The organism is Soehngenia longivitae, from assembly GCF_004684055.1.
Lineage (GTDB): Bacteria > Bacillota > Clostridia > Tissierellales > Tissierellaceae > Soehngenia > Soehngenia longivitae.
The window spans coordinates 1-25,501 of the sequence record NZ_SRIB01000015.1 but is presented as its reverse complement, the minus strand read 5'-3'; the positions used below and the strand labels follow the sequence as shown (position 1 = coordinate 25,501).

Genomic DNA, 25,501 nt, shown 5'->3' with positions numbered 1-25,501 from the left:
CGGTTCTTGTTCATCGAGCCGGGATTTTGCCTCCGACTTCCTTCAGATTCCACCTCACGATGGACACCCTTGTCATTGGCTAATGGTTCCCACTACCAAGCCCATGGCGGACTTCCACCGCTAAGCTGTCTCCCATGCCGGGCACACAAAAAGTAGCTTAAAGTTTTCTTTAAGCTACTTTTTTATTTACTTTAATTCCTGTATTAATTCACATAAATATTCATAAACCCTTTGAGCTGAAGATATTGAAGCTCTTTCTTCTGGTGTATGAACTTTTTCTAAATCTGAGCCTATCGAAATAATATCCATTTCAGGATATTTTTCATTAATTACTCCACATTCAAGCCCAGCATGAATAACTGTAGTTACCATATCTTTACCATACATCTTTTTAAATACTTCAACTGCAGTATTTCTTAATTCAGACTTTGGTTTGTACTCCCATTTAGGATATTGATTTACTATCTTGTAGTTTGCACCATTCTTTTCTATTACAGGAACAATTTTATTTCTAAGATCGTCCATAGATTTTTGAGAAGATGATCTCATTGATATTATCATTATGAATTTATCATCTTTAGTGTCGATTCTTGCTAGATTATCAGAGCTTTCGACAATTTTAATATTGTCTGGAATCATTGTAAACACACCAGTGGGAATATCCTTGATTAGATTTATGATTGCCACAGTATTTTCTTTAGTCAATACTTTATTTGCCTCTTCTAACCTAGTCACTGCTATAGTTATATTGCCTTCAATTCCTTTGTTTAATTCTAATACCGTTGATTTTATTCTATCTAATGATTTCTCTACTTCTTCAACATCTGATTTTTTTATACCTATTTTAGCTTCTGTTTCCCTAGGTATTGCATTGTCTTTTGTTCCTCCATGAATTTCAATGATTCTTAAATCAGATATTTTAGATATTTCATCAAGAACTTGATTTAATACTTTGTTTGAATTTCCTTTTGGTTTATGAATTTCAATTCCTGAGTGCCCTCCAACTAATCCTGCCACTTTAACCGTATATTCAATATATTCATCGCTATTTTCATAGTTTAAAGGAAGTTCCACTTCAATTGTTTCACCACCAGCAGAACCCATAGTGAGAATTCCTTCTTCTTCTGAATCAAGATTAATATATCTTCTTCCTTTTAAAACTTTATCTGATAAATTTATTGCACCATCCATGTCAACTTCTTCAGACACTGTTACTAATAATTCCATTTCAGGATGCTCAAGAGTATCAAGTTCCATTAATGCTAGCCCCATAGCTACTCCCAATCCATCATCTGCTCCCAAAGTGGTTTTATTTGCTTTAATCCAATCTCCATCTACAATCAATTCGATAGGGTCTTTTGAAAAGTCATGAGGCGAATCTGATTCTTTTTCGCATACCATGTCCATATGTCCTTGCAACACAACTCCAACAGAATTTTCATATCCTTTTGTAGCAGGTTTTCTTATTATGATATTGAGATGATCATCTTGTATTGTTTCTAGCCCAAGCTTTTCTCCAACTGACTTTAGATAATTGCTTACCTTTTCTTCATGATGACTACATCTTGGTATTTTTGTTAATTCTTCAAAATAGTAAAAAACTCTTTCTGGTTTTAGCCCATCTAAAACTCCCATTTTATCCCTCCTATAAATGAGAAAATCTATTTAAGATACTTGTTTGTACCTCTTTTCCATTTCTTATTATATACTCTTATGTTAAGACAAACAATACTAGATACAATTATATGTAAATAATTGTTGTATGATAAAACTCAAAAATAGTCTCTTTTTTCAATTTAGCTTATAATTTTGTAAGTAGACTGATATATATAACTCTTTATGGATAGGTTTAATCTCTAGTTGAAATCATGCAATAAGATCTAATCATATAGCTACATCTAATATCCTAGTTGTAAAAAAATTAATCACAGCGATAGATAAAATTTATTTTTCATTCTTTAAAGTTTGCCATGAGATATTCATGCTTAGAATATACATTTGTTACTCTTCCTTTATGCATTTCTAAAAATTGGTCAAAATAATTTATTGTTTCGAATTCTGTTGAATGAGCTATCTCAATATATATATTTGTCTTTATCTTAGAAAGTATTTCTTTTCGAACAATCTGCTTAGTATTGTAATCCATAGCTGATAAGCCTTCATCTACAATCGTTATTGGTTTCTGAGCTAATGCACAAGTTAGTACATTTATTACTTGTTTTTCTCCTCCACTAAGCTGATTGCAATTTTTGCAGTTTACAAGTCTATTACGTATATCATCTGGCAACTTATTTAAATAGTAATCTAATTTTTCACTAGAATAGGCATTAAAATGAGTTACCTGTTCCAAAAACGGAACTGAAAATATATGAGAAGATTGGGTGATAAACATTATATGGTTTGAGGAATATTCATTTAAGTTATCTGAAACATCTTTATTATTAAATAAGATTTTCCCATAATCTGCTTTAATTTGTCCACTAAATAATTTTAGTAAAGTTGTTTTCCCAGCCCCACTTGTACCTATAATTAAATATTTCATCCCTTGTTGAAATTCAAAATTCACTGGTCCAAACTTAAAGTCATTTATTCCATAACAAACATCCACAATTTTAACACTCTCAATTTCATTAATTGGCTCATTTTTAGAAGTTATTTTTAAATTATTAATATAATCTTCTCCTAAGTTATTAACTTCAACTACTAGTTCTTTACTAGCATTTATTGCATTTATATCATTTAAAATGTACTTAATTGGATAAATGAAACTTTCAATATATGCAAAAGTTGCTACTCCTGCACCTACTGTTATTTCTCCCTTGTATAAGAAATAACCTACAGCTATAAATGCTGTTAAACTAACTAAATCCATAATAAAACCATTTACAATGTTAACAAATGTTTTAAACTTTCCAAATTTAAGCTTTTTGTCTTCTGTTTGTTCTAAGATGGTTTCATGATATGTAATAATGCCATCTTTTGATGCATCGTCTAGACCAACATTGCCTATATAAAAATCATTTATTACATCAGTATAATATCCAAACTGATCTTGATACTGTTTCCTTTTTTTTGCTAATCTATCAGCAGTTATCCTTGGAAGAAAAACACTACTTAATGAAGATAAAATAATAATCAATGCTATTCTAAAATCAACTATGACGATTATTGAAATCATATAAATTATAATCTGGCCTACTGCCTTAATAATATCAATATACGCAGACAAGTATTCTTCTTCAATAGCTTCAATTGTATCATTTGTTATTGTAATATAATCACCAACTGTACGTTCTTTAAAGTTATAGTATGGTTTTCCAAATATAGATTTAAAAATGATATCCTTTGTAGTAATAACGAATGATCTATCTCTCTTCCATTCATTGAACTGTGATATGTATTGAAAAATAGCACTTCCTAAAATTAAAAGCATGTATATTAGTACTAGATATCCCATAGAATAATGTCCATTTGAATCAAACAGTAATTTTTGAATATAAGGGATTAACGAAATGCATAATGTATAAAGTAAAGAAAATACTAATTCTATAAATATACTTATCTTTATTGAATCAAATATTATTTTTTTAAATTTCATCTTTTCCTCCGCTTGAAAACTATCGCTAATTTATTCCAATGGATTATTTCCCCCATTACCCATTCTCCACTCCATATCTATGTCAAAAACTAGATTCAACGAAAACTTACTCCCACTCAATAGTTGCTGGTGGTTTATTTGTGATATCGTATACTATTCTGTTTACATGTTCTACTTCATTTACAATCCTAGAGGAAATATGCCCTAGTAACTCCCATGGTATTTGCGCAAATTCAGCAGTCATAAAGTCTATAGTCTGCACTGCTCTTAAGGCAATTGTGTAGTCATAAGTTCTTCCATCACCCATAACTCCGACGCTTTTTATGTTTGTCAACACTGCAAAGTATTGATTGATATTAGGCTCTTCTACTGAATTCATTATTTCTTCTCTGAAAATAGCGTCCGCTTCTCTTAAAATTTCTAACTTTTCTTCTGTCACTTCTCCAATAATTCTTATTGCCAATCCTGGCCCTGGGAATGGTTGTCTAAATACTAAATGATGAGGTAGTCCTAATTCAAGTCCAACTTTCCTCACTTCATCTTTAAAGAGATCTCTTAGTGGCTCTATTATTTCTTTGAAATCAACATTTTCAGGCAAACCACCTACATTGTGATGGCTTTTTATTACTGCGGAGTCACCTACACCACTTTCTATGACATCTGGATAAATAGTACCTTGTACTAAAAAGTCTACTTCTCCAATTTTCTTAGCCTCTTCTTCAAATACCCTAATAAATTCTTCACCAATTATCTTTCTCTTAGTTTCTGGATCTGTTATTCCCTTTAATTTATTTAAAAACCTATCTTTAGCATCTACTTTGATGAAATTTAGTTCATAGTTTTTGGCAATAGCTTCTTCTACTTGTTCGGCTTCATTTTTCCTAAGTAAACCATGGTCTACAAATATGCATGTCAATTGATTCCCAACAGCTTTACTTACTAAAACACTTGCGACAGATGAATCTACTCCTCCAGATAAAGCACACAAGACTTTCTTATTCCCTATTTTCTCTCTTAATTCTTTTACTTTGTTTTCAACAAACTCACTCATTATCCAAGTTCCATTTACTTTTGCTACATTGTAAAGGAAATTAGATATGATTTTTTCTCCTTCTTGTGTATGTAAAACTTCTGGGTGATATTGAACAGCAAATATTTTCTTTCCTTCATTTTCGAAAGAAGCAGTTTTGCAACTTTCAGTCCTTGCGGTCACAACAAATCCTTCAGGCAAGCTTTCTACGTAGTCAGTGTGGCTCATCCAACATACAGATTTCTTTTCAACATTTTCATACAACTTTGACTCAGCAATGATCTCTAATTCTACTTTTCCATATTCTCTAGTTTCAGCTTTCTTTACTTCTCCACCTAAGGAATATGCTATTAACTGGGCTCCATAGCAAATTCCTAAAATAGGTATCCCTAAGTTGAAAATCTCTTTGTTTATCTTAGGAGAATTTTCTTCATATACACTATTAGGTCCACCAGTAAATATGATAGCTTTTGGATTTAATTCCTTTATTCGCTCTAAACTTACAGTATGAGGTACAATCTCAGAGTAGACTTTCAAATCCCTCACTCTTCTTGCTATTAATTGATTGTATTGTCCCCCAAAGTCAATTATTAAAACCAATTCTTTTTCCATCAACTTTCCTCCATATTAAAGTTTTTTCAAAATATTCATGAATGAATATTTCATCTAAATTCTATATTTTCTAAATTAATATCTCATTAACTCTATTGTTTTTTTCATTGAATCACCTAAATTAATTTTGATAGAACTTCTCCTATTTTTTCTCTAAAAATAAAATCTGCTCTGTTATCAAAAGCGGTTTTCTCTTTATTTATCAGCACCAATGGATATCCCCTAAAATAACTAATCAAGCCTGCTGCTGGATAAACATTTAAAGAAGTTCCTCCGACTATTAATATTTTTGCGTTTGAAATATATTGTATGCTTCTTTCTAATATAGAAGTGTCTAGCATTTCTTCATACAAAACTACATCTGGTCGTACAATGCCGCCACATCGTTCACATCGTGGTATGCCTTGAGATTCTAATATAAACTCTAGAGAATAATATTTATTGCAATTCATACAATAGTTTCGATGTATCGACCCGTGAAGCTCCAAAACATTTTTTGTTCCTGCCATTTGATGCAATCCATCAATATTTTGAGTTATCACTGCTTTTAATTTCCCCATTTTTTCAAGTCCAGAAAGCGCAATATGTGCCTTATTTGGCTTTGCATCTTTATACACCAAATTATTCTTATAAAATTCAAAAAACTCTTCAGTATGGTTTACAAAGAATGTATGACTTAACATGTATTCTGGAGAGTATGGATAGTTTTTCTTTTTGTATAAGCCATCAGAAGACCTAAAGTCTGGTATATTGCTTTCTGTAGAAACTCCAGCGCCACCAAGAAAAACAATATTGTTGCATTTTTCTATTTGTTTTTTTAAGATATCTATGGAGTTGTCTTCTTTCATTATACCATCTCCCAACAATCTCTCTATATCATTTATATTCTAACATATTTTTTTAATTATGTTTATGTATTGTCACCAAGAAGAATAAAATAATTGTTAGAAAAAAATAAAAAACATAGAGAATAATCCTAACTCTATAAAATGTAATCAATAGACTACTAAAGAAAGGATATTCTCTATTGGTTCTAATAAAGGTGCTTTTACAATAGCTATTTTGTTTTTCTTTTGATAAATTATGAATTATTTATTTTGTTGTTATTCTTTACTAAAATTCACCTTCCATATTTAAATGCTTCATATAAAATGGTCTAACCGCTATAACCCAAAATGTTTTTCAAAGAGTATCATCAGTTTTTAGATAATACCCTGCTTTTTCTCAGCTCTGCCTCCACTTAATCGAGACATAGGAGGCATGATTTTATCAATAGCTGTACTAGTTGTTTTAATAGTTCCGTCTCTAAAAGCTTTTTCAATTAAATGACGTGTTTCTTTTGGTTTTAATTTTTCTTCTTTAATTGCTCTAATATCCTCTTCTTTAAGCTCAAGGATAAATTTACGCCTGTCCTCGTTCACTTTAGTAGATACATTCACTTGCTCAATAAAAGCCTCGATAAGCTCTTTTTACTTCGAAGATCAAAACTTGAATTTATAGCCTTATTGATATATGGCAAGGCATAAACCTCATTGGAATGTTTTAAAACTAGTCAAAGACCTTCTTAATCCCTGTCGTGGCAATAGTGTAGATATAAATTAGTTATATAAAATTATCATTATATTTAAGTAAATAAGAAATATGTATAGTCTTTCCCTTTAAGCATCTCATAATACTTTTATTTAGCTCACCAAATTTTTCATTAAATACATAAATTCTATTGTAATAATCTATTAAATAGATCCATTTTATGAAGCTAATATCCCTATATTACATCTCCTTCAAACACATTCATATGTATTTGAGACAATTTTATTATTTCTTTATCCTTCACATCAAAACATCTGGAATAAAAGTACATTGACACTCAAAGCATTCTGTTCTACACTTGTTGACTTAATGATTTAGAATAGTTTTCTTCTTTAACTATCTTTTTCAATTACTAGATGTGTAACGTATCCACTAGAATTCATAATCGTAATATATTTTAGTATTTAAAATAATCTGTAAAAGCTTTAATAGAATTTTATTCTAATTCTGGCTTAGATTCCTCTTCTTCTTTTAAAATAGCACTAAGTACTAATGCAACAACTGTACCTGCTGATAATCCAGAACTAAAAAGACTGCTTAAAACCCCGGGAAGCTGTTCAAGAATTGCTGGTCTAAATGTAACTCCTAAACCTATTCCCAATGCACTAGCAACAATTAGCATATTTCTATTTGTGTATCTTACTTTTGATATAGTTTTGATCCCAGATACTGCAACTGTCCCAAACATTACTATAGAAGCACCTCCAAGTACACATTCAGGCATAATTGATATAATAGTTGCAAATTTAGGACAGAAGCTAATAACAATAAGTAATATACCTGTGATAATAGCTACAAATCTAGAACCACATTTTGTCAATGGAATAAGTCCAACGTTTTGACTAAATGATTGTACAGGTCCCGAACCTAGCAATGGTCCAACCATAGAGCCTAAAGCATCTGCTCTTACACCAGCTGCCATATCTTTACCTGTCAACTCTGTGTAAGTCACTTCACCAAGAGTTTGCATTACTCCAACAGTTTCAATTATAGTAACTAGGTATCCTGCAATAAAAGGTATACTATATTTAATATTAAAGTCTATGCCAAATCTTCCAATTTCTGGTAATTTGAACCAGTATGCTTCTGCTACTTTTGAAAAATCTACGAGTCCAAATGGAATACTAATTATATATCCCACTACCATACCGATCAAAACAGCTGCAGAACTTGCCATGCCTTTTCCATAACGATTTAAAAATAATACTACTAACAAAACAGTTACAGCAATTATAAGGTAAATTGGATCACCATAATTTGGATTACCAAAACCTCCACCAATCCAGTCGAATGCTACAGGCATCATTGACAAACCCATTAAAGTAATAACTGTACCCGTTACAATAGGTGTAAATATTTTCATAAGTGGTTCAACAAAATGACTTAAAATAAATTCTAAAATTCCACCTAAAATCGCACCCCCAAAATAAGCAGGAAGTCCTCCCCCCATTGAATTGATAACAACATTAGCTGCCGGTACAAATCCAAAGTCAGTACCCATTACTGTAGGAAGTCCAATGCCTACACGATAGTTTTTGGGTCCAAAGCCTTTAGATTGCATGATCGAAGCAATTCCCGATGCTAATAAAGCCGCAGATACAATATATGCTGTATCAGCAATACTTAATCCTGCAATTCCTGCAATACTCAGTGGAACAGCTACAATACCACCAAATGATGTTAAAATATTCTGAATTCCTAAAACAATTGATTTTCCTACGCTTGGTTTGTCATATACATCATACTCCAATCCAGTATTAGATGTAGTATATTCATACACCGACATTTCTATGGCCTCCCTTTCATAATTCATAAAAATTCATAAAAGCATCCTTTATTATTACTGGATATATTTTCTAAAATGATAACGTTATCTTTGATTTCACATCCTTTTCTATTTAATTATTATTTGCAGTATAACATTCAATTTAAAAATTTACTTTATTAACATCTTACAATAATTGGCTTTATATTCTGAGTTTTTAATTTATTTTTATATGGAATTTTTATATGGAATTTTATATAAATTATATATAAAAATTATAAGGATATTAAAAAAATATAATGCTAATAACAAGTTTTTAAGGTAATGTAAAAAAGTTAAAAATAGTATCTTTCAATTATAATTTGAGTAGGATATCCCACCAATCTAAATAAAAAATAATAGTATACTTAGTGAAAACTAACAATGAATAAAGTATTATAAATAAGTTAGATGCTGAACATTAATGAAAATTTCTTCATAATTAGATTTACTGACGACGAAATTACAACTAGTGAATGGATATTTGTGATCCAACTTTATACAAAAATATAAAAATTTAACTCTATTTAGGTTGTGAATATTTTATTAAAATAAATGTTTTAAATCTAAAGTTATCTCAAGCTTGATGACTTGCAAGAAAAAAAGAATACCCTTATACAAGAGTATTCTAAATTCAAAGCTGTTACTTGTTTTTTGTTTCTTTTGCTTTCGCTTTTGCTAATTTCCTTTATATGGGCATTTCTTGTAGTGTTGCTATAATACTTTGTATGAGTGCCACTTGAATTGCTATTTACTATACTCTCAGTAAAAAAATCTCTTCAATTCACCATCAATAAATATAAAATTATTAAGTATTTCAAGCTATTTTCGGAGATTTGGGATAAGTGCATCCTCATTATATACTGTTATATACTCATATCCTTGGAAGATTAAAAGATTAATAAACTCCCTCTCAAAATCAGCCTCACTCTTATTCTTTTCAGATCTAACGCTAATTCCAGCTACATATTCAGAAACTACTGTTGCTTCGTCAATACTTACTATTATATTGTATGTACTCATGCTTTTACCCCATTGAAGATTAGTAGTATCTCTATAATATTCATACTGCTTTTTTCTTGTTGTAAGCTCTGTGAAATTGTCCAGAATACGAACAATTTCCTGCTGTGCAGGCAAAGGGGATAGATGAATTATTAATGTACCCACATCTTTACTATATACATGAAGTACTCCTCCACCTTTTTAAAATGAATAAATTTGTATTTGTCCATTTTTAAATAATAAAATAAATATTTTATATTTAATACATATCCTGATTTTGGTTGAATTGTAAAAGCGTCTGACATAAATATAGGTTTGTCCCAGTACGAAACATATCCTGCGTTTGCACCACTACTTGATACTACAATTGTTTCTCCAGTTCGGTTTGAAATATACAATAATAAGCTGGCTTTTGTCCTCCTGCAATGATATGTCATTGAGTTTCTTAGTTAAACAAAAAGGCATAGTCCAATTTAAAGGACTATACCTCTTTTTATAAATTATTGATGATTTTAAGACTGTTTAAGCTCTAGTCTCTTTAATCAATTTCTTTCAAGTCTAATTCCTGTTAATTCTCCATTTAAGTCTTGTTTTTGTTCAATCTCTTCATCTACCTTGATAATTTCAGTAGCTAAAGTTTCTGATTTAATGTAAGATTCAAATCTCTTCACTGCATTTTCTATACTTGATGGCCCATTGTAATATATTTTAATAGTATCTAGTATCTCATAATCGTTATTCTTCCTCATTTGTTGTACCTTTGATATGAATTCTCTTGCATATCCTTCATCTATTAAGTCTTGAGTTAATGTAGTGTCAAGTATGACAAATAGATTATTTTCCATAACTACATTAAACCCTTCTTTAGAAGAGATGGTTATTGTCACCATGTCTTTATTTATCTCTACATCTTCACCATCTAAGTTTAAAGTTAAAGTCTCTCCATTTTCAAATTTCTCAGAAACTTCCTTTGCATCTAGGTTTTCTAGAGCTTTAGAAAAACTCTTTATCTTGGATCCCAAAATAGGCCCCGCCACTTTAAAGTTTGGTTTTAGTGAGAAATTCATAAATTGAGATAGATCCTTTTCAAATATCACTTCTTTTACATTTAACTCTTCTTTTATCAAGTCGACTATATCAGCTATTACTTCTTCGTATTTTCCATCAATCAATACTTCTTGAAGAGGTTGTCTCACTTTTATTTTTACACTTTCTCTGGATGCTCTACCTAGGGCAACTAGGTCTCTTACTAAATCCATTTTTTGCTCTAATTTTTTATCTATGAGCTTTTGATTTACTTCTGGATAATAATCCAAGTGAACGCTCTCGTTGTCAGTTAGATTTCTATACAATTCCTCTGCGATAAATGGAACAAACGGAGCAATTACTTTAGTTAGACCAACTAGTATTTCATAGGTTGTATTGTAAACTGCTTTTTTATCATCATCTAATGATGTTGACCAAAATCTTCTTCTATTTCTTCTTATATACCAATTGGATAAGTCTTCTATTACAAATTCTTGTATATCTCTTACTGCTCTCGTTAATTCAAACTGTTCCATATTCTCTTGAGTTTCTGTTAGTAAACTGTTGAATTTAGAAAGTATCCACCTGTCTATTTCAGGCCTATTTTCATATGGAATATTAAATTCTCTTGGATCTACTTCATCTGTGTTTGCATAAAGACTGAAAAAGTTGTATACATTTCTTATACTTCTAAAGAATTTAGATTCTACTTCTTTCAATCCATCTTCATCAAATTTCGTTGGTGTCCATGGAGGAGAAACATAAATCAAGTACCACCTTAGAACATCTGCTCCATATTCATCAAATAATTTAAATGGATCAACAGTATTACCTTTGGACTTAGACATTTTCTTGCCTTCTTTGTCTAAAACCAAATCATTCACTAAGACATTTTTATATGGAGATTTTCCAGTAACAAATGTAGATATCGCTATTAGTGAATAGAACCAACCTCTTGTCTGGTCTATTCCTTCACAGATAAAGTCTGCAGGAAATAGTTTGTCGAAATCATCCTTATGCTCAAAAGGATAGTGATGTTGTGCAAATGGCATGGATCCACTGTCAAACCAAACATCTATCACGTCTTTTTCTCTTGTCATCAATCCTCCGCATTCGGGACATTTGAAGTGTACTTTATCAACATAAGGTCTATGCAAATCCAAATCTAGATCTATATCTTCTATCGCTTTATTGATTAGCTCTTCTCTTGAACCGACACTTTCAATGTGCCCACAGTCTTCACATCTCCAAAGTGGGAATGGAGTCCCCCAGTATCTCGAACGAGTTATAGCCCAATCGTTTAAGTTTTCTAGCCAGTTTCCAAATCGTTTTTCACCTACAAACTCTGGATACCAGTTTACACCATTATTGTTTTCAATAAGTTTATCTTTAAATTTTGTTACTTCAATGTACCATGAAGGTTTTGCATAGTATAATAGTGGAGTATGGCATCTCCAACAATGAGGATAATTGTGAAGTATTTTTTCTTTTTTATAGAGTTTCCCATTTTCCTTAAGCCACTTTATGATGTCTTCATCTGCATCCATTACGAATTTGCCAGTCCATGGTGTGGTCTTAAATTCTCCATCTTCACCCACTGGATTTACTACTGGTAAATTGTATCTCACTCCAGTATTGTAGTCATCTTCTCCAAATGCAGGAGCAGAATGGACTATTCCTGTCCCGTCTTCAGTTGTTACATAATCCCCTAGTGTTACAAAAAATGCTTTACCTTCAACTTTAATAAATGGAATTAATTGCTCATATTCCATATACTCTAAGTCTTTTCCCTTAAATTCTTCTAATATTTCATACTCTTTTTCTAAAACTTTATCTGCCAAATCTTTTGCTAGGTAATAAATCTGTCCATCTGAAATAACTTTTACATAAGTTACTTCTGGGTTTACTGTCAAGCAAACATTTGAGGGCAATGTCCAAGGAGTAGTTGTCCAAGCTAAAAAATATTCATCTTTGTCTTTGAGTTTAAATTTTACTGTTACTGTTTCTGTCTTTATTTCCTCATACCCTAATGCTACTTCATGAGATGCAAGTCCTGTACCACATCTTGAACAATAAGGAAGTATCTTATGCCCTTCGTATAGCAATCCTTCTTTATTCATTTTGTCTAGTATCCACCACACTGATTCAATATAATCATTTTCTAATGTGATATATGGATTGTCTAAATCTATTAAATATGCCATTCGCTCTGTCATTTCTCGCCATAGTTTTTCATATTGAAATACTGAATCACGACACTCTTTATTAAATTCTTCTACGCCATATTTTTCAATATCCTGTTTGTTTTTTAAGTTCAGTTTTTTTTCAACTTCAATTTCAACAGGAAGTCCATGTGTGTCCCAACCTGCTTTCCTCTTAACTTGATAGCCTTTCATCGTTTTGTATCTACAAGTTAAATCTTTTAAAGTTCTAGCCATTACATGGTGAATTCCAGGTTTTCCATTGGCTGTCGGTGGTCCTTCATAAAATATGAATGGATTGTTTTCATCTCTTGTATCCACTGATTTGTGGAGTAAATCAATCTCTTTCCAATAAGACGCAATGGATTTTTCTCTCTCACTTACTGGTTTGTTTGATAGTTCATTAAACCTTTTCATTTTTTCTCCTTTCTATTGAAAAATCCCTAAGTCAATGACTTAGGGACGAATGTTCGCGGTACCACCCAAATTACAGCTTTTTTAAGCTGTCACTTTACGCATATATCGCATCGCTTGCGTCATACCTTACTCAAATTTCAGGTATAATGCTCAAAGGTGATATTCGCAAATACTTGCATAGCGATCTTACACCGTTGATCGCCTCTCTTAAATGCTTATATAAGCTACTCGTCCTTTTCATGGCATATTATACTTTTATTAATATATCTTAAAATATCATACTTTGTCAACAATTAGTTGTCATTATCTTGGAGTTTCCTCAATTTATATAACATAGAGTCAGTATCTAAATTGACATCTTCGTAAGTTAGATATTCACCCTTTTTAATATCTCTAGTTACAGTGGCTTTTTTATTTATTAATCCAATAGGTACTAGGTTTTCTTTTTTTGCCGTTTCATAGCTATCAATTGATCCAAATACAGTGTATTCACCAATGCCATCTAGATGTTCGCCTTTTTTCAAATCCTTTTTTGCCCTAGTAATTACTTCAGCAAATGGTTGATTTGATTTAGGCACTATAGATGGTTCATTTAGTATCGCTGCTTTTGCAATTGATATAGGTGTTTCAAGACTTGTCAAGTGATATGGCCTATATAGGATGTAGTTTGGTCCATCTCCCATTTTTAAAAATTGCATTTCCTTATGCACTACAGGTAAGTCAGTCGTAACTATAGCATATACACCAGGTGCAATCCCATGTGTAAAATCTACTATACCGTATTTGTTAAGTATACCACCATTTTCTTTTAAACTATATATTTGAGGCATATCTGCCAACTTAGCTGTAGGACCATGCGCTCCTCTTATATCGGGAACAAATCCCGTAGCATTGGCCATAGCAGCTAATTCTACCATTGTGTTAGTTCCGTCTATGAAAGATGCAAGTCTAAGTGGCTTAAGACCTTTTTGGATTGCTTCATCTTCAACCATATCAGGTGTAATATAATAGTTGAGCGGATTGTTTTTACCTTTCCCAATTGCTAGAACTTCAAATCCAGATATAGTAGCAAAATCATATAATTCTAATGCTGCTCCAGGTTCATCTCCTGCTGAACCTGTATAAACTACACCTTTCTCTTCAGCCAATTTGTTTAAGTATGGTCCTACCACAACATCAGCTTCTACATTTAACATGACTATATGTTTGCTTTCATTTATAGAATTATATGCTATATTAGCTCCTGTCTCCGGCACTCCAGTAGCATCTAATACAACATCCACAAGCCCAGATTTAATTGCTATCCTCCAATCATCTGTTACAGCGTATTTCCCTTGTTCTAACGCTTTATCTATGTCTTCAGTGCTCTTTGCAGTTATTATATTTTCTTTTGCTATCCCAGCAAATTCTAAAGCTTTGTAGCAGTCCTCTATTTTATTGCTGCACACAACAGAAGTATCCATTCCCTTTACTCTAGTGACTTGACTAACAAATCCTTTTCCCATCATTCCAGCGCCGATTAAGCATACTCTTATTGGATTGTTTTCGCCTTCCCTTTTCATTAACTCTCTCTTTAAACCTATCATCATATCCTCCTCGTATAAGGCATAAAATCTATACTATATTAATATTAACATATTTTCCATTAAATTAAATAATTGTTTAAAAGCTATCATTTAGATGCATTTAGACCAGCAACATATCCGCTTGCCCAAGCCCATTGAAGATTATATCCCCCACAGTCTCCGTCAACATCTAATATCTCGCCACAAAAATATAATCCACTTATTCTCTTAGATTCTAAAGTATTGGGATCTATATCTTGAGTCAATATCCCTCCAGCAGTACTTTGAGCTTGCCCCCATCCTTTGTCACCAATTACTTTAAATTTCCAACTTGTCAATATATTTGCTAGTTTATCTAAATCGACATTAGTTAATTCTTTAACTAAACTGCTTTTATCTAAATTTATTTCCTTTAAAATTGGAATGATGAGCTTTTTATTTATTAACCCAATTAGCCCAATTTCCACTGTTTTATAAGGCATATATGAAAATCTCTTACTTAAATAATCTTTGAATTCTTCATTGCTTTTATCAAATAATTTTAGTTCTAACTCTACTTTTCTTTTTTCATTCATTCCCCTGACTGCTTCTCTACTAAGTTGAAGAATTGGTGGACCTGATACACCATAATCAGTGAATAATATTTCTCCTTTTTCTTGCCTTATTAATTTACTGTCTATGTATAAATTTGCTAAACCTTCAAATTTTACTCCATTGATCGCTTTCAATTTATCCGATTCCAACTTAAGTTGTACTAGTGAAGGGGTTGGAGTTATTATACTATGCCCAAATTCTTTTGCTAACTTATACCCGTTACCATCTGAACCACTTACTGGCATAGCCATTCCACCTGTTGCTATGATAACTTTATCCGAGTGGAATACTTCTCCTGATTTGATCTTAACCTCAAATTCTTTCTTTTTTGATATTTCTGTCACATAGGCTCCTGTAACTACATTTACATTTAGCCTTTCAAGTTCATACCTCAATACATCTAACACACTGGAACTTTGTAAAGACATGGGGAATATTTTTCCTTCTTCTATCTTAGGCATAATTCCTAATTTCTCAAAAAAATCTAAAGTATCGTCTCTATCAAATAATTTTAAAACATCGTCTATAAAATTCCTATTTGAGCCATGAAAATAGTCTAATCGCATATCAAAATTAGTGTAATTACATCTTCCATTACCTGTAACTAAGATTTTTTTACCAATTCGATCGTTTCTTTCTAACAATGTAACTTTGGCTTTTCTTCTTCCAGCTATGATCGACGCAACAATTCCCGAGGCTCCTCCTCCTATAACTATAATATTTGGCAATTTAAGAACCCCCCCTTTTTATTTTACTCATATATTTTATATTTTCCTCGACTTTTTGTCCAATTTAAAAGAGATGCGTTTAAACGCATCTCTTTGATTATATTTCTCATCACGAAGGAAAAAAGGATAAGACAAAGAAAATATACAGTGCCAATTTTTATGATAAGTGTTTCTTTTTTTTGACGAGTTTTTATATCAAAGTCAGGGACTATATTGTAGAATTATTTATTTTCAAGTTCTATCTTCAGGATGTTCTAATAACTTCTTTTTATTGATTATTTGTTTATTTTTGTATACATTATGTAATTCTTTGTCGTAATATCTTAAAAATGGTAATAATAATATTTGTAATAATAAAAATACTCGAATATCAATATCGAAAATATTTAAAAAAAATTGATTTAGAGATAAAAATATACTTAACAAACTTGTATAAACAAACATAATAAATTTTACTTTTTCAAATGATTTATAGATTGGAATGTATCTGATATACCAAATTAAAAACGGGAATGTAAATCCGAATAATAAAAATATGTTATAAGTTTTCATCATACTAATTGAAACCATGAGAGTAAATTGTTTGTCCAATTTGCCCAGTATAGTTGTTGTATTTGTTAAATGTCGTATATGTTTGTTTATGATACATTGCATCTTCCCGTTTTATTTTGTAATATCCTTTATAGTATCCAATCGGAATAGTTAGATCAATTGTATTTCCTTCAAAATAAACTTTAATCACTTAATCACAACCCTTCTTATATTGCTTGATGTCTTAAATTTGTTTCATAATAACTCTTTTGGAATATTTTGTCAATTAAGCTGTAGCTCAAGATAGTGTCAATTAATTGCTAGTTAATTGTAAAAGTAAATTAGACCCCTTTTTCAAAAACAGTCTAATTTATTCTTACAAATTTAAGGGTCTAATTTAACCTTACAAATGTCTAATTTAGTTTTACATTCGACCAAAGTTATAAACGGAGCGTCAGTAGGTATTATGTGAGATTCGATTGCAAATCTATACATAAGCTCTGCAAACATTGATTTTCCCGCACCTGTTTCCCCTAATATAAGACAGTGCAATCCATTTGGCGGATATTTTTGCTTGCTGTATAGGAGATTTTAAACTTCCCTTTGCACCTATCATCATGTCTAAGCTGTTTTCAAATGTATTAATTTTACTGTTTGCTCTTTCTTCAAACTGCGCTGTTTTAAATAAAACAGGCCTTCCTGATGATTTTATAAGTCTGCCTTCTGTACATAATATATTTAAGTATTTACTAACATTTTATCTATCTATACCAAGCATAGATGCAATATCTGAAGCACTTACTCCATCTTTTTCCTCTTTCTGAAGTCCGAATACTATTTCGTAAATATCATCTATTCTATTCAAAGCTTTCACCTCACATTTACTTTGGCTTAGCTTCATTATATCAGATTAATTTTAATAATCTAATTATTATTTAATTTAGTTAAAATTAGATTTAAAACAATACCCACTAAGGCAGCAAAGCTTAACCCTGTGATTTGTACAGTTTCTGATATAGGTATTCCGATAACTATTCCAGTTATCTCTGATATTTTAGTGGAAAATAAACCCAGTACTAAGATGGTAACCATCACCAATGTATTTGAAAAATTGAGTTTTACTTTGCTGTTTTTAACTGTCTTTACCCCTATTAATGCAATCATGCTAAATAACATTATGCTAATTCCTCCCATAACTGCTTGTGGGATTGATGTGAGAACAGAACCTATTTTAGAGATGAAAGCAAGGATTATTGCAAATATCGCTGTCAATCTAAGTATTGATGGATCATAGTTTTTAGTTATGGCCAACACTCCTGTGTTCTCTCCGTATGTCGTATTAGCTGGGCCTCCTACCAATGCTGCAAAAGCTGTAGCTAAGCCATCACCTAATAAAGTTCTATTAAGCCCTGGATCTTTAATAAAATTTTTTCCAACTACTTGTCCATTTGTTGTTATATCTCCAAGATGTTCCATAAAAACTGCCAACACTACTGGGGCTATGATTGCTATAGCTCCTATATCAAATTTAGGCAATGTAAACGCTGGTATTGCAAATATTGATGCCTCTTTTACTATGCCAACATTAACTATTCCCATTTTATATGATATGAGATATCCCACGACAACTCCTATGAGAATTGACATCTGCTTTAAAAACCCTTTTCCAAATATATTTATTAATAGCGCTAACCCTAAAGTTATTATTGCAATGATATAATTTTGACTTGCCATATTCAAAGCTACAGGCAATAAATTTAATCCTATAACTACTATCATCGGGCCTATTACTTGTGGGGCAAGCACTCTTTGTATTCTATCAATGCCAATTTTATTTATTAATAATGAGATTAAGACATAAATTAATCCAGCAACGAATATCCCACCTTGGGCGTATGCTAGATCTCCATTGTATAATTCTTTAACTGTTAAAATAACTGGGATAAATGCGAATGATGAGCCTAAAAACACTGGAACTTTTTTCTTCGTGCAGAAATGGAAAATGAGAGTGCCCACACCTGCACTAAAAAGCGCTACTGACGGGTTTAAACCTGTTACGATAGGAACTAATACTGTTGCACCGAACATTGCTATTAAATGCTGTATGGCTAAAAGCCATTTTTTAAAATTAGCTATGCTTAAACTAAAAGCAGAGCTCTTTTTTATTACATTATCTACCATGATATTCTCCTTTCCAGCCTCACAGGACTGATTTAAAGTATTTTATTCTTATTGAGTATAGCATTGTTAGTATTTATATGCAACTACTATTTAAAATAAAGGTATAGAGAATATTTACTCCTTAGTAATACTCTCTATACCTTATTGCTATTTTTTTATGAAATTATGTGAATAATAAAACTCCACATTTATAAATTGTTTCAAAAGTTCTTCGTTTTCTTTACTTAATTTATTTGTATACTCTCCATTTTCTTTATAATATACTTTATTTAAAACATCTATAGACTGTTTTAAATCATTTATATATTGCATGTATTCATTGCCTTTTAAACCCATTAAATTGAATAGTTCTGGCATCAAAAAATTTGGACTTATTGTGTTCCCTTCACCCTTAAACACATCTCCAAATACATCTTTGGCACTGTCATTGCCCCAAATTATATATGGAGCTTCATAATAATTGACCATACCTTGAGGAGTACTCATATCAATATCAATTCCCAACATTTTATAGCCGATATCATCATTGCCTAGCCATGGTTTATGATCCCCAAATAATACAACTACAGTAGGTTCTTCTTGTTCTCTAAAATATTCAATAAGTTTCTCAATCGCTTCGTCTGTTCTCTTTATCCCTGCCAAGTAATTGTTAACTATATTGAATGCTTTTTCATCGTACCCTTCTTTAAACTCTATTATATCGTTTCCTTCTACGTATTCATCTGAATAAGGTCCATGATTTTGATATGTCACACTAAAATTAAAATATGGTTTAGTTGATTTTTCATATCCTTCAATTATAAAATCAAAGAAATCATAGTCCATAAAAAAGTATTCACTGATTTTACTGTACTTATTCTCATAATAATCAAAATTATTAAATCCTAAGTATTCATTGACATTTCTTCTATTGTAAAACCACCCATATATAGGATGCATTGCTTCAGTATAATACCCTTGCTCAACAAAGTACCATACAAATGAATTTGTGTCTTTATAGTATCTAGGATGATTGTGATAACCTGTTAAAAAACTTCTCTCTGTTTCAACTGTACCACCGCCAAACACATCTGTTATTAAATTGCCATGATAAGATTCTGATTGTAGCTTTTGAAAATATTGATATGGATTTTCTTTCCAACTTATATTTTCATATTTAGAAAAATCACTATATGCTTCAAGCATTATTGCAATAATATTTACTTTTTTATCCTCAGGTATGTCGTTATATTTGTAAGATGAAAGTATTTCTTTTGCCTCTTCTTTATCGTATCCTTCAGGTTCTTTCTCAAAAGCCTCCCTTATGCTATGAATAAAGGGATACACAAAACCTTTTGCTTGATACTGTTGAGTTTGGGACCAAGGATTTATTAATGTTTGATCTCCTAGCTCTGCATAAACTTTCGAATCACTATAGGTGTTGTCAAATAAAAAGTAGCTCACTAAAATAACGAAAATTAGACTTGCAATCCTTATTCTAGTCTTATCGACCTTATAATTTGCAAAAAAATACAACATCACTGTGATAGTTATTATACCTATAACCATTATTATCATATTTCTACTAAATACGATTGGATATTTCTGAGCCATATCCATAGATTCTCTTACAAGTAAAATATCAATAAACTTAAAAGGATCATCTCTATAAGTTAACTTAAATTTATTGATAATTGAAAAAGTAACCCACAACCCAGATGAAACTATGTATCCTAAATACAGTCTATTCGAGATTAAGTATACCAACATAAATAAAAGAAATATTGGTAAAAAATTTAATATTAACAATTTAGGACTTTGAAAATAACTAAGAAACATTTCCTTATCCCAAACAGCTCTTGAAAATACAAAAGTTAGAGTCATAGTAATGAAACTTAATACAGACATTACAACTAAAACAAATACATTTTCTGATATTTTACTTTTGAAATTTATTATTTTTCTTTCTTTGTTTTTTTTCATATTATCATCTCCATTTTATACAAACTATATTATAACATATTTCATTTTTTCATCAATTAATGCTTGGAAATGATTTTTTTATATGACAATAAAAAAGAGTTGATATCAACTCTTGTATTAATTACAGTCTATTAGTGCTTCCATAGCATATTTATATCCATAAAATCCAAATCCAGAAATCTGACCAATACATGCAGGAGCTATCACTGATTTGTGTCTGAATTCTTCTCTTTTATATATATTGGAAAGATGAACTTCGATAGTGTTTATTTCAACCGATTTAATAGCATCATATATTGCATAACTGTAATGCGTGTAAGCTCCAGGGTTTATAACTATGCCATCAGTTATCCCATATGCTTTCTGAATGATACTGATGATTCCTCCTTCTGAATTTTCTTGATAGATGCTAACATCTACACCTAGTTTACTCGCTTCTTCTCTTATAAACTTACATAACTCCTCGTAAGTTTTTACTCCATAGATATTCTTTTCCCTCATACCTAAAAAGTTTATATTAGGTCCATTTATTACAGTTATATTCATTTGATATCCTCCTACCCTTTATCTATTTCAATGTGTAATTCTCTTACAACCGAATCTAAAATGTTTTCTTTTATATTGATTTCATTCCATATTTCTTGAGATTTTACTGCTTGTGCCACCAACATATACAGCCCATTTAATGTTATTAACCCTTCTTTTTCTGCTTCTTTCAAAAACAAAGTCTTTGTAGGATTGTAAACTAAATCTATTGCATATTTAAAGTTTTTTAAAAATTTCGTTTCAATTGCTGATTCATCGACATCAGGGTACATCCCAACAGGAGTTGTATTGATTATTATTGAGCAATCAGTGACTTCTGAGATGTCTTGATATTCAATAACATCATATCCTTTGTATTTTAATTTTGCGGTTTCAATATTTCTTGATACAATCGTAATATTTCCTGCAAAATTATCCTTTAGATATTGAACTACAGCTCTGGAGGCGCCTCCTGTACCTAGTATTAGAATATTTTTATCTTTTATTTCAATATTGTATTTCCTAAGCATCATTCCAAAGCCATAATAATCGGTATTATATCCAATTGCAGAATTATCTTCACTAATTTTTATTACATTTACTGCTCCTATTTTTGCTGCTTCTTCGTTCAGTAAATCCAAATAATCGATTATATCTACCTTGTATGGGATGGTGACATTCACTCCGCTAAATCCTAAAGCTTTCAAACCCGAAACTACATACTTTAAATTTGTCCTTTTGACTTCATAAACGCCATATTGACCTTTAATGTTTAATTTATTAAGTAATCTTTCATGTATAAATGGCGAATACGTATGTTTTAAATTTTCTCCTATTAATCCGAATTTCTTATCCATGACATCACCTTAATTAAATTAATATCCAACAAATCAACCCAATACTTCATTTTTATGAAATGAGTCAAATATAGGTTAATCTCAACTGATTATGAAAAAAATAAATTTATTCTCTCAGCTGGGACACTTTGAATAAATGCCTCGCCAATTTTTCTAAGGATTACTAAATTTAAGTTTCCTGACATGTTTTTCTTATCAAGTAATACATATTCTCTTATTTCTTCCATATCAACATTTGGCAAATTATAGTTTATATTAAAATTTTCCAAGAGTTTTTCTAATTCATATTTTGAGCCTTGTTTTGTGTATCCTAGCTCTTCAGTTTTATTTGTTATATAGTGCATACCAATAGCTACTGCTTGTCCATGAGTTATTTTATAATCAAAGTGCTTCTCCAAAGCGTGAGCTAAAGTATGACCGAAGTTTAAAATCATCCTGATGTCATTATCTTTTTCATCTATTTCCACAATCTCTTTTTTTATGTTGCAACAAGTATATATAATATGCTCTAAAGAATTAAATAAGTCTTTTTTTGTTTTTATTTCCATTAAGTAATTAAAAAATTGCTCGTCTTTGATACAAGCATATTTAATAACTTCACTTATCCCTGCTTTTAACTGCTCGTCAGGGAGTGTTTTTATAGCTAAAGGGTCTATAATTACTTTCTTTGGTTGATAAAAACTTCCTATCAAATTCTTCCCTTGTCTTAGGTTTACAGCTACCTTACCACCAATGCTTGAATCTATTTGTGCAAGTAAAGTCGTAGGTATTTGAACATAATCAATTCCCCTTAAATAAGTAGCTGCTGCAAATCCTGTTAAATCTCCTATGACACCCCCGCCTAAAGCTATTATTAGATCAGTTCTAGATAATCTAAATTCTAAAAAATTGTCATATAAGTTTTGAAGAGTGTCAATTGATTTGCTATCCTCTCCTGGCTTAAGTATGACAAGATGAGGTTTGAAACTATATTTCTCAAGGGATTTCTCGACTGTTTTACCATATAGTTTATATACGTTTTCATCTGTCACAACCGCTATCTTTGTTCCCTTATATATTTTTCTGATTTCAAAACCAACATCATCTAATAACCCATTCTCAATATCGATATCATATTTACTTGATTTTAAATTTACGCTAATACTTTTCATTTATTTCTCTCTTCTATATTTAAAAATATAATTTTAAAATTCATATTAAATCTCTCGTCCTTCCAGTTGTGCCAGCGGCTTTAATTTTTCCATTAAATTTGCGAATTTATCTAGCTTTAAAGATTGATTCCCATCGCTTAATGCTTTCTCTGGATCATTGTGTACTTCAATCATTAGCCCATCAGCTCCTACCGATATCGCAGCTTTAGAAAGAGGCTCAACCATCCACCATAGCCCTGTACTGTGGCTTGGATCCACTATAACCGGAAGATGACTTAATTTCTTCAATGCTGGTATTGCACTTAAATCTAATGTATTTCTTGTAAATTTTTCAAATGTGCGAATACCACGTTCACACAATATAACATTTTCATTTCCCCCTGCCATAATGTATTCAGCTGATAAGAGAAATTCTTCTATAGTTGCAGAAATTCCCCTCTTTAGTAATATTGGCTTTTTTATTTTCCCTAATTCTCTAAGAAGCTCATAGTTTTGCATATTCCTTGCTCCCACTTGTATCACATCGACGTTTTCAACAAATTGATCTATGTGGTTAATAGACATTATCTCAGTTACAATAGGCAATCCTGTCTGTTCGCTTGCGTATTTTAAGAGTTCGATTCCTTCATCGCCTAATCCTTGAAAAGTATAAGGAGATGTTCTTGGTTTAAATGCTCCACCTCTTAAAAAATTCGCACCTGATTGTTTGACAGATTTTGCAATTGATAATATTTGATCCTTGTTTTCTACTGAACAAGGTCCTGCAATAATTGTAAGTTTCTTCCCACCTATTTTCTGATTCTTTACATCAATTATTGTATCTTCACTTTTATATAGCCTACTTGCTTTCATCTGAGAAACTTCATTTGGTATCACTTTATCTATTGATTTATTCTCTTCAAGATCTTTTAAATCAAGTAAATCAATATTTCCTTTTATCCCTAGTATATGATAGTTTAGTCCTATTAATTCGTAAGTTTCTAAACCTAAAGAACGTATTTTTTCTTTGATTTTATATATTTCTACTTCTGATGCATTATCATTAAAAGTTAATATCATAACATTACCTCCGGTTTTACTGTTATTCTCATTGTCCGGTTATTTAAAGACCAAAAAGGAGTCCTTTAAGGGCTCCAAATTTTAGCAAAAATTTATCTTAACTTTCAATAATTCTATCATATAATCGAGTATTGTCAATAATTAAATATATTTAGAAAAAGTTCGTTTGAATATTTATTAATTTTGGTATATAGATAATGGCTACAATCACATTAAAGGAGTTTTTTATGAAAAAAATAGATTTAAATTTTAAAAACAGATATGGTTTTAATTTAGCTGGTACATTAGATTTACCAGATAATAAATCCCCAGATAGCTTTGGGATATTTGCTCATTGCTTTTCTTGTTCTAAACAATATAAACTGATTGTAAATGTTGATAACGAATTGACAAAAGATAGTTTTGGAGTTTTTAGATTTGACTTTACAGGGTTAGGAGAAAGTGAGGGAGATTTCTCTGCAACAAATTTCACAACTAATGTTACAGATTTATTAGATGCCATAAGCTTTATAGAATCCGAATATGGAAAAGTTGATTTTCTTTTAGGTCATTCTATGGGTGCAGTTGCAGCTATAAGAGCTTCATTAGAAATTAATAGTCTAAGAGCTTTAGTTACATTTGGTGCACCATATAGTTTTGAAAATCTAGTTAAATTATTGGAGAAGTACAAAGATGATTTCAACATTAGTAACGAAGCTCTGATATCGATTGGAGGTAGAGATCTTTTAGTGCAAAAACCATTGATTGAAGATATTTCTTCACAAAATATTCCTTCATTCATTGAGAAAATATCAGTCCCCTACATGATTGTTCATTCTCCTACCGATGAAATGGTTCCTTACATGGATGCTCTGGAGATTTTTAATCATGTTAAAAGCTCTAAGAGTTTCTTATCTGTAGACAATGCAAATCACATCTTCACTAATAACGATGATTCTATTTTTGCAGGTAGAGTAATTAAAGAATGGCTTAAAAGATATATTAAAAACACATAAAACAATACCCCACTATCAAATGACAGTGGGGTTTCTAAAGTCTGGCAGCTACCTACTCTCCCAGGACGTTGCC

At 31.0% G+C, this 25,501-nt stretch carries 18 protein-coding genes, 1 pseudogene and 1 other annotated feature; of the genes and pseudogenes, 1 reads left to right on the top strand and 18 read right to left on the bottom strand.

All coding sequences use genetic code 11. From position 1 onward, the window contains the following. Window positions 1-186: 186 nt before the first annotated feature. The 18 genes and pseudogenes from E4100_RS08800 to aroF form a co-directional block, all read right to left on the bottom strand. Window positions 187-1,635, bottom strand: a complete 1,449-nt coding sequence (locus E4100_RS08800; protein ID WP_135271679.1) for an aminoacyl-histidine dipeptidase — start codon at window positions 1,633-1,635, stop codon at window positions 187-189. A gap of 316 nt (window positions 1,636-1,951) precedes the next feature. Next, window positions 1,952-3,598: an ATP-binding cassette domain-containing protein gene (locus E4100_RS08795; protein ID WP_135271678.1), complete on the bottom strand. Its 1,647-nt coding sequence runs from the start codon at window positions 3,596-3,598 to the stop codon at window positions 1,952-1,954. Between the two features lie 106 nt (window positions 3,599-3,704). Beyond that, the gene (gene guaA / locus E4100_RS08790) at window positions 3,705-5,240 is read right to left on the bottom strand and encodes a glutamine-hydrolyzing GMP synthase (protein WP_135271677.1); all 1,536 of its coding nucleotides are present in this window, start codon (window positions 5,238-5,240) and stop codon (window positions 3,705-3,707) included. Between the two features lie 116 nt (window positions 5,241-5,356). After that, window positions 5,357-6,088 (bottom strand): NAD-dependent protein deacylase, encoded by a 732-nt coding sequence (locus tag E4100_RS08785; protein ID WP_135271676.1) that lies wholly within the window; start codon window positions 6,086-6,088, stop codon window positions 5,357-5,359. Window positions 6,089-6,442: 354 nt separating this feature from the next. Beyond that, a complete protein-coding gene (locus E4100_RS08780) occupies window positions 6,443-6,700 on the bottom strand; it encodes a type I restriction endonuclease subunit R, EcoR124 family (protein ID WP_282097118.1) in 258 nt (85 codons plus the stop codon). Window positions 6,701-7,266: 566 nt separating this feature from the next. Then, a complete protein-coding gene (locus E4100_RS08775; protein ID WP_135271675.1) occupies window positions 7,267-8,616 on the bottom strand; it encodes a uracil-xanthine permease family protein in 1,350 nt (449 codons plus the stop codon). Between the two features lie 840 nt (window positions 8,617-9,456). Beyond that, window positions 9,457-9,657 carry a hypothetical protein gene (locus E4100_RS08770; protein WP_135271674.1) on the bottom strand — a complete coding sequence of 67 codons (201 nt, stop codon included), beginning with the start codon at window positions 9,655-9,657 and terminating at the stop codon, window positions 9,457-9,459. Between the two features lie 131 nt (window positions 9,658-9,788). Continuing rightward, on the bottom strand, window positions 9,789-10,073 hold the full coding sequence (locus E4100_RS09620; protein ID WP_209315329.1) for a restriction endonuclease subunit S: 285 nt from the start codon (window positions 10,071-10,073) through the stop codon (window positions 9,789-9,791). Window positions 10,074-10,178: 105 nt separating this feature from the next. Next, complete coding sequence (gene ileS, locus E4100_RS08760; protein WP_135271673.1) at window positions 10,179-13,280, bottom strand: isoleucine--tRNA ligase; 3,102 nt, start codon at window positions 13,278-13,280, stop codon at window positions 10,179-10,181. Window positions 13,281-13,318: 38 nt separating this feature from the next. Then, window positions 13,319-13,530, bottom strand: a binding site (T-box leader). Between the two features lie 43 nt (window positions 13,531-13,573). Beyond that, a complete protein-coding gene (locus E4100_RS08755) occupies window positions 13,574-14,866 on the bottom strand; it encodes an NAD(P)H-dependent oxidoreductase (protein WP_135271672.1) in 1,293 nt (430 codons plus the stop codon). Between the two features lie 86 nt (window positions 14,867-14,952). Further along, on the bottom strand, window positions 14,953-16,167 hold the full coding sequence (locus tag E4100_RS08750) for a BaiN/RdsA family NAD(P)/FAD-dependent oxidoreductase (protein WP_135271671.1): 1,215 nt from the start codon (window positions 16,165-16,167) through the stop codon (window positions 14,953-14,955). Window positions 16,168-17,082: 915 nt separating this feature from the next. Then, window positions 17,083-17,256: pseudogene (locus tag E4100_RS09615) on the bottom strand (sigma 54-interacting transcriptional regulator); the annotation flags it as partial. A 366-nt stretch (window positions 17,257-17,622) separates the two neighbouring features. Then, entirely contained in the window at window positions 17,623-18,879 is a 1,257-nt protein-coding gene (locus tag E4100_RS08740; protein WP_135271669.1) for a uracil-xanthine permease family protein, read from the bottom strand. Window positions 18,880-19,026: 147 nt separating this feature from the next. Next, window positions 19,027-20,841, bottom strand: a complete 1,815-nt coding sequence (locus E4100_RS08735) for an LTA synthase family protein (protein ID WP_135271668.1) — start codon at window positions 20,839-20,841, stop codon at window positions 19,027-19,029. Window positions 20,842-20,958: 117 nt separating this feature from the next. Beyond that, window positions 20,959-21,387: a type II 3-dehydroquinate dehydratase gene (aroQ, locus tag E4100_RS08730; protein WP_135271667.1), complete on the bottom strand. Its 429-nt coding sequence runs from the start codon at window positions 21,385-21,387 to the stop codon at window positions 20,959-20,961. Window positions 21,388-21,398: 11 nt separating this feature from the next. Next, window positions 21,399-22,223 (bottom strand): shikimate dehydrogenase, encoded by an 825-nt coding sequence (gene aroE, locus E4100_RS08725; protein ID WP_135271666.1) that lies wholly within the window; start codon window positions 22,221-22,223, stop codon window positions 21,399-21,401. Window positions 22,224-22,312: 89 nt separating this feature from the next. Beyond that, the gene (aroB, locus tag E4100_RS08720; RefSeq protein WP_135271665.1) at window positions 22,313-23,374 is read right to left on the bottom strand and encodes a 3-dehydroquinate synthase; all 1,062 of its coding nucleotides are present in this window, start codon (window positions 23,372-23,374) and stop codon (window positions 22,313-22,315) included. 45 nt (window positions 23,375-23,419) lie between these two features. Next, on the bottom strand, window positions 23,420-24,433 hold the full coding sequence (aroF, locus tag E4100_RS08715; RefSeq protein ID WP_135271664.1) for a 3-deoxy-7-phosphoheptulonate synthase: 1,014 nt from the start codon (window positions 24,431-24,433) through the stop codon (window positions 23,420-23,422). A gap of 227 nt (window positions 24,434-24,660) precedes the next feature. On the opposite strand from aroF, the gene E4100_RS08710 reads away from it, so the two are divergent. Continuing rightward, window positions 24,661-25,428 carry an alpha/beta hydrolase family protein gene (locus E4100_RS08710; protein ID WP_167792111.1) on the top strand — a complete coding sequence of 256 codons (768 nt, stop codon included), beginning with the start codon at window positions 24,661-24,663 and terminating at the stop codon, window positions 25,426-25,428. Window positions 25,429-25,501 lie beyond the last annotated feature (73 nt).

Excerpts from the sequence above, each read along its gene's own strand:
- E4100_RS08800 (WP_135271679.1), bottom strand. The coding sequence starts at position 1,635 with ATGGGAGTTTTAGATGGGCTAAAACCAGAAAGAGTTTTTTACTATTTT.
- E4100_RS08795 (WP_135271678.1), bottom strand. The coding sequence starts at position 3,598 with ATGAAATTTAAAAAAATAATATTTGATTCAATAAAGATAAGTATATTT.
- guaA (WP_135271677.1), bottom strand. The coding sequence starts at position 5,240 with ATGGAAAAAGAATTGGTTTTAATAATTGACTTTGGGGGACAATACAAT.
- E4100_RS08785 (WP_135271676.1), bottom strand. The coding sequence starts at position 6,088 with ATGAAAGAAGACAACTCCATAGATATCTTAAAAAAACAAATAGAAAAA.
- E4100_RS08775 (WP_135271675.1), bottom strand. The coding sequence starts at position 8,616 with ATGTCGGTGTATGAATATACTACATCTAATACTGGATTGGAGTATGAT.
- E4100_RS08770 (WP_135271674.1), bottom strand. The coding sequence starts at position 9,657 with ATGAGTACATACAATATAATAGTAAGTATTGACGAAGCAACAGTAGTT.
- E4100_RS09620 (WP_209315329.1), bottom strand. The coding sequence starts at position 10,073 with ATGACATATCATTGCAGGAGGACAAAAGCCAGCTTATTATTGTATATT.
- ileS (WP_135271673.1), bottom strand. The coding sequence starts at position 13,280 with ATGAAAAGGTTTAATGAACTATCAAACAAACCAGTAAGTGAGAGAGAA.
- E4100_RS08755 (WP_135271672.1), bottom strand. The coding sequence starts at position 14,866 with ATGATAGGTTTAAAGAGAGAGTTAATGAAAAGGGAAGGCGAAAACAAT.
- E4100_RS08740 (WP_135271669.1), bottom strand. The coding sequence starts at position 18,879 with ATGGTAGATAATGTAATAAAAAAGAGCTCTGCTTTTAGTTTAAGCATA.
- E4100_RS08735 (WP_135271668.1), bottom strand. The coding sequence starts at position 20,841 with ATGAAAAAAAACAAAGAAAGAAAAATAATAAATTTCAAAAGTAAAATA.
- aroQ (WP_135271667.1), bottom strand. The coding sequence starts at position 21,387 with ATGAATATAACTGTAATAAATGGACCTAATATAAACTTTTTAGGTATG.
- aroE (WP_135271666.1), bottom strand. The coding sequence starts at position 22,223 with ATGGATAAGAAATTCGGATTAATAGGAGAAAATTTAAAACATACGTAT.
- aroB (WP_135271665.1), bottom strand. The coding sequence starts at position 23,374 with ATGAAAAGTATTAGCGTAAATTTAAAATCAAGTAAATATGATATCGAT.
- aroF (WP_135271664.1), bottom strand. The coding sequence starts at position 24,433 with ATGATATTAACTTTTAATGATAATGCATCAGAAGTAGAAATATATAAA.
- E4100_RS08710 (WP_167792111.1), top strand. The coding sequence starts at position 24,661 with ATGAAAAAAATAGATTTAAATTTTAAAAACAGATATGGTTTTAATTTA.